This window comes from Mesorhizobium sp. M7A.F.Ca.MR.362.00.0.0 (assembly GCF_004023175.1).
Lineage (GTDB): Bacteria > Pseudomonadota > Alphaproteobacteria > Rhizobiales > Rhizobiaceae > Mesorhizobium.
In genome coordinates this window covers 413-6664 of sequence record NZ_RZTF01000354.1, presented here as the reverse complement: position 1 = coordinate 6664, position 6252 = coordinate 413, and the positions used below count along the sequence as shown (strand labels likewise).

Here is a 6252-nt window from a genome sequence, read left to right as displayed (position 1 = left end):
GCTTGGAAAAACCTTCGATGAGCCGAGCCCCTGGTGCATGATCTGCGAGGACTTTCAGGCTCTGCCCTATTCCGTAGCCGCCATGGGTGATGAACGGCACCAATGTCTTGCCGGACAGATCGTGTTTCGACAGGAAGGAGCGGATCACCGAAGGCGCGGTCATGCCCCAGATCGGAAATCCGAGGAACACCGTCTCGTAGGTTCCGATATCAGGCACCGTGGCGGCCAGCGCCGGTTCGGAACCGGACTCCCGCTGCTGCTCCGCCACCGCAACCTGCTGCTTGTAGTCTTCCGGGTAGGGATCGACGGTCGCGATCTCGAAAATATCCGCTCGCAGAGCCCTGCTGATCTGGCGCGCGATGACCCGCGTGTTGCCGGTGCGGGTGTAGTAGGCCACCAGCACTTTGGCGCCGCCCGTTCGCCGCGCGCTCGACGCACTGGCAGGCCGGCTCGATCCGGGACTCAATCCGGCGCCCAGAGGCAGTGCAAGCATGGTCATCAGCGCACCTCGTCTTGAGACTGGTTGGCTCATCACGCTCTCCCAGGCCTCGCTAACGATCGATCCTTGCTTCCTGTTGCGGAGAATAGCGCGCTCCCTTCACCGCGATCGCCGAGACCGCATTCTCGATGTTGGCAAGACCGTCCGCCGTCAGTGCGATGGTGGCCGACGCGATGTTCTCTTCGAGGCGATTGAGCTTGGTGGTGCCGGGGATCGGAACGATCCAGGGCTTCTGCGCCAGCAGCCAGGCGAGAGCGACCTGTGCTGATGTCGCCTTCTTCTCGGCAGCGATCACGCCGATCGCGTCGACCAGCGCCTGGTTCGCCTTGCGGGCGTCTTCCGCAAAACGCGGCACGGTGTTGCGGAAGTCGCTGCTGTCGAACGTCGTGCTGGCATCGATGGCGCCGGTGAGGAACCCCTTGCCCAGCGGGCTGAAGGGCACGAAGCCGATCCCCAGTTCTTCAAGCACCGGCAGGATCGCCTCTTCCGGTTCACGCCACCAGAGCGAATATTCGCTCTGGACCGCGGCGACCGGCTGTACCGCATGCGCGCGCCGGATCGTGCGTACGCCCGCCTCGGAGAGACCGAAATGCTTCACCTTGCCTTGGCTGATCAAGTCCTTCACAGCGCCCGCCACCTCTTCGATCGGCACGACCGGATCGACGCGGTGCTGGTATAGGAGGTCTATGTGGTCGGTCCTCAGCCGCCTGAGCGAGGCCTCGACGACGTCACGAATATGCTGCGGCCGGCTGTCCATGCCATCGTGTCGGGCTGTCCCGGCGATGTCGATGCCGAATTTGGTGGCGATCACCACCTGGTCGCGGATCGGCTGCAGCGCCTCGCCGACGACCTCCTCGTTCGTGAACGGTCCATAGACCTCCGCGGTGTCGAAGAAGGTGATGCCACGGTCGAACGCCGCCCTGATCAGGTGGACTGCATCCGCCGTCTCCATCGGCTGCCCGTATGACTGGCTCATTCCCATGCAGCCGAGCCCGATGGCCGAAACGTCGAGACCGCTGTTTCCAAGTGTGCGCTTCTGCATTGTCGTTATCCCTTCTTCTCGGCGTCGGCTTGTTCGAAGACCTTGCGGGCAATGCCCAGAGCCGTGGCTGCCGTTGGCCATCCGGCGTAGAAGGCGAGATGCGTAATGGTTTCGATGAGTTCGTCGCGGGTGGCCCCATTGTCGAGCGCGCGCTTCATGTGGAAAGGCATCTCATTTATCCGGTAGCCCGAAATCAGGCTGGTGACGGTGACGAGGCTGCGGTCCCGCGGCGATAGGCCGGGGCGCTCCCAAACGTCGCCGAACAACACCTCGTCTGTGTATCTGCCAAGCGCGGGAGCGATATCGAAGAATGGGCTTTTCAGCCTTGGAACATTGGTCATGGTGGTCTCCTTCGTAGAGTTCGGGCGTTGAACTCGGCGCCACGCGCCGATACTTGGTCAAACCCCGTATTGTTCGTCGCTGACATGCTCCAGCCAGTCGACGACCTTGCCGTCGAGCGCTTCGGCGATAGCGATGTGGCTCATCGCGGTGGTCGGCGCGGCGCCATGCCAATGCTTCTCTCCGGGCGCGAACCAGACGATGTCGCCGGGCAGGATCGGTTCGATCGGGCCGCCCTCGCGCTGCACCAGGCCTGCGCCCGAGAGGACGATCAGCGTCTGGCCAAGCGGATGCGTGTGCCAGGCGGTGCGCGCACCGGGCTCGAAAGTCACGGTGGCGCCGCCGACGCGGGCGGGCTCGCTGCCCTTGAACGGCGCGTCGATGCGCACCGCGCCGGTGAAATAATCGGCCGATCCCCTGGCCGAGGCTTGAGAGCCGTTTCGCGTGATGTCCATGGTTTTGTCCCTTCCTGGCAACAGGCGTGACACGACCGCCGGTCTTCAGAGGCTGCCGGTAGAGGCGCCCGGTGTGATGACGCCTATCTAGGGTCTGCGATTGGTGCCGATTAGGTGCTATATCCAGCATGATCTTATGAAAGGGGCTCATGAATGCCGCGAGACAATCTGAATGAGCTAACCGCATTCCTCGCCGTCGCGCGCGAGGAAAGCTTCACCAGGGCGGCGGCCAAGCTCGGGGTTTCCCAATCGGCGCTCAGCCATACGGTGCGGGCGCTGGAGGAGCGGCTGGGCGTGCGGCTCCTGACCCGCACGACGCGCAGCGTGTCGCCCACCGAGGCCGGCGAGCGGCTGGCTCGCTCCGTCGGTCCGAGGCTCGACGAGATCGAGACCGAGATCGCGGCACTCAGCGCCTTGCGCGAAAAACCCGCCGGCACCATCCGCATCACCGCCGGTGAGCATGCCGCCGATGCGATCCTGTGGCCTGCCCTGGCGACATTCCTGCCCGACTATCCCGACATCAAAGTCGAGATCATCGTCGACTACAGCCTGACTGACATCGTTGCCGAGCGCTTCGACGCCGGCGTGCGGCTGGGTGAACAGGTGGCGCGCGACATGATCGCGGTGCGCATCGGCCCCGACATGCGCATGGCGGTGGTCGGATCGCCGGCCTATTTCGCCAAATGGCCGAAGCCGCGCACGCCGCAGGACCTGACCAACCACAATTGCATCAATCTGCGGCTGCCGACCTATGGCGGGCTCTACGCCTGGGAGTTCGAGAAGGCCGGGCGCGAGCTGAAAGTGCGGGTTGAGGGCCAGTTGGTGTTCAATACGTCCGCGCTGCGCATGAACGCGGTGCTCGCCGGCCTCGGCCTTGCCTATCTGCCGGAGGAACAGGTAACGGCCCATCTGGCCGACCGCCGGCTGGTGCGGGTGCTCGCCGACTGGTGCGCGCCTTTCCCCGGCTACCACCTCTATTACCCCAGCCGCCGGCAAGCGACGCCGGCCTTCTCGCTGCTGGTCGACGCGCTACGCTACCGAGGCTAGAACAGGAAACCGGGTTTCCGGAGGAGACATGCTCAAAACGAGCAGATAGAGCCCCATCCCGATTCGGGAACAGGTTCTCCATCTGGACTGCGCCCGCAGTCGTTCTATCTTCCGGATCGAGCAGATATGACGAAAATCCGGAGCCATCGCCGTGACCGTGACCGACCTCTATCGAGGCTACATCGCCTGCCTCAACAATCAGGACTGGCAGAAGCTGAATCGCTTCGTTCATGACGAGGTGCACTACAATGGCGACCGCGTCGGGCTGTCGGGATATCAAGAAATGCTGGAGCGCGATTTTCGGGAGATCCCAGACCTCTATTTCGACATCCAACTGCTGATCGCCGAACCGCCGTTCATAGCCAGCCGGCTTCAATTCAACTGCACGCCGAAGGGAACCTTCTTCAGCCTGCCCATCAACGGCCGGAAGATCTCCTTCAGTGAGAACGTCTTCTATGAATTCCTCGACGATAGAATCAGGAACGTCTGGTCGGTGATCGACAAGGCGGCGATCGAAGCGCAGCTTTAATCCAGGTCGGCCAGAAGGCGCCGTCTGCGCAACCAGCAATCGTTCGTAAAAATAGATCGTTCTAACGAAAATAATTCGTTGGAAAGATCGGTTGAGGAATGACATTCTCCCCAGGTACCCCCCTGGAGCATTGCATTGTCTTCCGTTTCCCACTTCGCGAACGATATTCCGAAAAGCGCGTTTCCTGCCGATCTGACCCAAGGGCGAAAATCCCTCAATTGGCACGGCATCGTCCCCGGCATCGTCTTGGTCACGATGATCACTGCGGTCGCCTTCTCGGCCCGCAACGTCTCCGGCTTCGCCTTGTTCAGCCCGATGATCCTGGCCGTCGTTGTCGGCATGATCTACTCCAACGTGCTGGGCACACCGGTGCACGCCAAAGCCGGGATCGCCTTCTCGCAAAAGCGCCTGCTGCGCTTCGCCATCGTGCTGCTCGGCTTCCAGCTGACGCTGGGCCAGGTCGTCTCGATCGGCGCCGGCGGCGTCGGCATTGTCGCGGCGACGCTTGGCGCCACTTTCGTTTTCACCATCACGCTCGGCCGGCTGATCGGCGTCGACGCCAAGCTGGCGCAGTTGATCGCCGCCGGCACCTCGATCTGCGGCGCCTCGGCCATCGTTGCCACCAATATCGTCACCGATGCGCGCGACGAGGACGTCACCTACGCCGTCGCCTCGATCACCTTGTTCGGCACCGTCGCCATGCTCGGCTTCCCACTCATGGCGCCCATGCTCGGCCTCGACCAGCACGCTTTCGGCCTGTGGGCCGGCGCCTCGATCCATGAAGTGGCGCAGGTGATCGGCGCCGGCTTTCAGAACGGCACCCAGTCCGGCGAGATCGCCACTGTCGCCAAGCTGACCCGCGTCGCCATGCTGGCGCCGATGGTCGTCGCGCTCGGCCTGACGGCGCGCCGCAGGAGCAGCAGTGAGGTGGCGGCGCGGCCCCCCATGCCATGGTTCGTCGCCGCCTTCGTCGCCGTCGTGGCGCTGAACAGCCTCGTCACGGTGCCAGCCGAGGTGAAGTCGGCAATGGCGCTCGCCACCACCATCATGCTGACCATGGGCCTGGCCGCCATGGGCTTGCAGGCAGACATCTCGCAGCTGCGCTCGCGCGGCCTGCGCCCGCTGGCGCTCGCCTTCTGCGCCTTCCTGTTCATCGGCGGCTTCAGCCTGATGCTGGTGAAGTTCGTAGGCTGATTAGTCCTCGAACGAACTCGCCGCGGCATAGATCGCCGCCAGCGTCTCGATGCCGGCCTGGTCGGCCTTGTCGAAGCGGCCGGCCAGCGGGCTGTCGAGATCGAGCACGCCAAAGACGCCTTCATCGTCCTCGAGCAGCACCACCAGTTCCGAGCGCGAGTCGGCATCGCAGGCGATGTGGCCGGGAAAATCATGCACGTCCTTGATCAGCATCGAGGTGCCGAGTTCGACCGCCGTTCCGCACACGCCCTTGCCGACGGCGATGCGCACGCAGGCCGGCTTGCCCTGGAACGGCCCGAGCACCATTTCCTCGTCCGACTGCAGGAAATAGAAACCGGCCCAATTGAGGTCCGGCACCATCTGGAAGATCAGTGCGGCGGTGTTGGCGGCGTTGGCGATCGAATCGCGCTCACCCTCGAGCAGCGCCTTCAATTGGGTGGCGAGGTCGCGGTAGAACGCGGCCTTGTCTGAGGTGTCGATGGCCTTGGCCGCAAACATGAACGTGTCTCCGTATCGAGGATAGCTATTCGTCCGATCGCTTGCCAAAGTCCGGCGAGCTTCGCAACCAGACGGCCGCCTGGACAGTCTAGCGTGGATTGCGTCGCCTCCGAAAGCCGCAAGATCAGGATTGCCTCCCGGCGCTGAGCCGGGCGGCAAGGCAGCTATGCGTAAACTTTGCGATGGATCGTCTTGAGAATCATGACGGCCCCGATCGGGGGCCGCCATTCACATCTCAAACAGATCGGACAAATCCTGGGTTTTAGTAGCCGCCCATGCCGCCACCGCCGCCACCCGCAGGAGCGGCATCCTTGGCCGGGATGTCGGTGATCATCGCTTCGGCGGTGATCAGAAGGGCCGCGATCGAGCCGGCATCCTGCAGTGCGGTGCGCACCACTTTCGCCGGATCGACGATGCCCGCCTTGATCATGTCGACATAGACCTCGTTCTGGGCGTCAAAACCCTGATTGTGATCCTTGCTGTCGGTGAGCTTGCCGACGACAACAGAGCCTTCGACGCCGGAATTCTCGGCGATCTGGCGGATCGGCGCTTCGAGCGCCCGCAGCACGATCGTGATGCCGGCCGTGACATCGGCATTGGCGCCGGTCAGGCCGCCAAGCACCGAGCGGGCACGCAGCAGAGCCACGCC

General features: G+C 63.5%; 8 protein-coding genes and 1 pseudogene (1 of these 9 running past the window's edge). 3 read left to right on the top strand and 6 right to left on the bottom strand.

The features are described 5' to 3' along the window. From EOC06_RS29650 to EOC06_RS29635, 4 genes are all read right to left on the bottom strand, one after another. The coding region (locus EOC06_RS29650; protein WP_128309464.1) for a flavodoxin at nucleotides 1–532 on the bottom strand (532 nt) is incomplete at its 3' end. Between the two features lie 19 nt (nucleotides 533–551). Beyond that, nucleotides 552–1541: an aldo/keto reductase gene (locus EOC06_RS29645; protein WP_128309463.1), complete on the bottom strand. Its 990-nt coding sequence runs from the start codon at nucleotides 1539–1541 to the stop codon at nucleotides 552–554. A gap of 5 nt (nucleotides 1542–1546) precedes the next feature. Further along, nucleotides 1547–1882, bottom strand: a complete 336-nt coding sequence (locus EOC06_RS29640; RefSeq protein ID WP_128309462.1) for a carboxymuconolactone decarboxylase family protein — start codon at nucleotides 1880–1882, stop codon at nucleotides 1547–1549. 57 nt (nucleotides 1883–1939) lie between these two features. Then, on the bottom strand, nucleotides 1940–2335 hold the full coding sequence (locus EOC06_RS29635; RefSeq protein ID WP_128309461.1) for a cupin domain-containing protein: 396 nt from the start codon (nucleotides 2333–2335) through the stop codon (nucleotides 1940–1942). Nucleotides 2336–2488: 153 nt separating this feature from the next. On the opposite strand from EOC06_RS29635, the gene EOC06_RS29630 reads away from it, so the two are divergent. From EOC06_RS29630 to EOC06_RS29620, 3 genes are all read left to right on the top strand, one after another. Beyond that, nucleotides 2489–3382, top strand: a complete 894-nt coding sequence (locus EOC06_RS29630) for a LysR family transcriptional regulator (RefSeq protein ID WP_128309460.1) — start codon at nucleotides 2489–2491, stop codon at nucleotides 3380–3382. A 151-nt stretch (nucleotides 3383–3533) separates the two neighbouring features. Continuing rightward, a complete protein-coding gene (locus EOC06_RS29625; RefSeq protein ID WP_128309459.1) occupies nucleotides 3534–3911 on the top strand; it encodes an ester cyclase in 378 nt (125 codons plus the stop codon). A 135-nt stretch (nucleotides 3912–4046) separates the two neighbouring features. Next, nucleotides 4047–5105: a YeiH family protein gene (locus EOC06_RS29620; protein ID WP_128309458.1), complete on the top strand. Its 1059-nt coding sequence runs from the start codon at nucleotides 4047–4049 to the stop codon at nucleotides 5103–5105. Here the strand turns inward: EOC06_RS29620 and EOC06_RS29615 are convergent, their stop codons facing one another. Both EOC06_RS29615 and groEL read right to left on the bottom strand, forming a co-directional pair. Further along, nucleotides 5106–5603 (bottom strand): GAF domain-containing protein, encoded by a 498-nt coding sequence (locus EOC06_RS29615; protein WP_128309457.1) that lies wholly within the window; start codon nucleotides 5601–5603, stop codon nucleotides 5106–5108. A gap of 262 nt (nucleotides 5604–5865) precedes the next feature. Next, nucleotides 5866–6252, bottom strand: a pseudogene (gene groEL, locus EOC06_RS29610) (chaperonin GroEL) (its annotated part continues 412 nt past the right edge of the window); the annotation flags it as partial.

What these genes read in the sequence shown, in the direction of transcription:
- EOC06_RS29640 (WP_128309462.1), bottom strand. Translation starts at nt 1,882, where the DNA reads ATGACCAATGTTCCAAGGCTGAAAAGCCCATTCTTCGATATCGCTCCC.
- EOC06_RS29630 (WP_128309460.1), top strand. Translation starts at nt 2,489, where the DNA reads ATGCCGCGAGACAATCTGAATGAGCTAACCGCATTCCTCGCCGTCGCG.
- EOC06_RS29645 (WP_128309463.1), bottom strand. Translation starts at nt 1,541, where the DNA reads ATGCAGAAGCGCACACTTGGAAACAGCGGTCTCGACGTTTCGGCCATC.
- EOC06_RS29615 (WP_128309457.1), bottom strand. Translation starts at nt 5,603, where the DNA reads ATGTTTGCGGCCAAGGCCATCGACACCTCAGACAAGGCCGCGTTCTAC.
- EOC06_RS29635 (WP_128309461.1), bottom strand. Translation starts at nt 2,335, where the DNA reads ATGGACATCACGCGAAACGGCTCTCAAGCCTCGGCCAGGGGATCGGCC.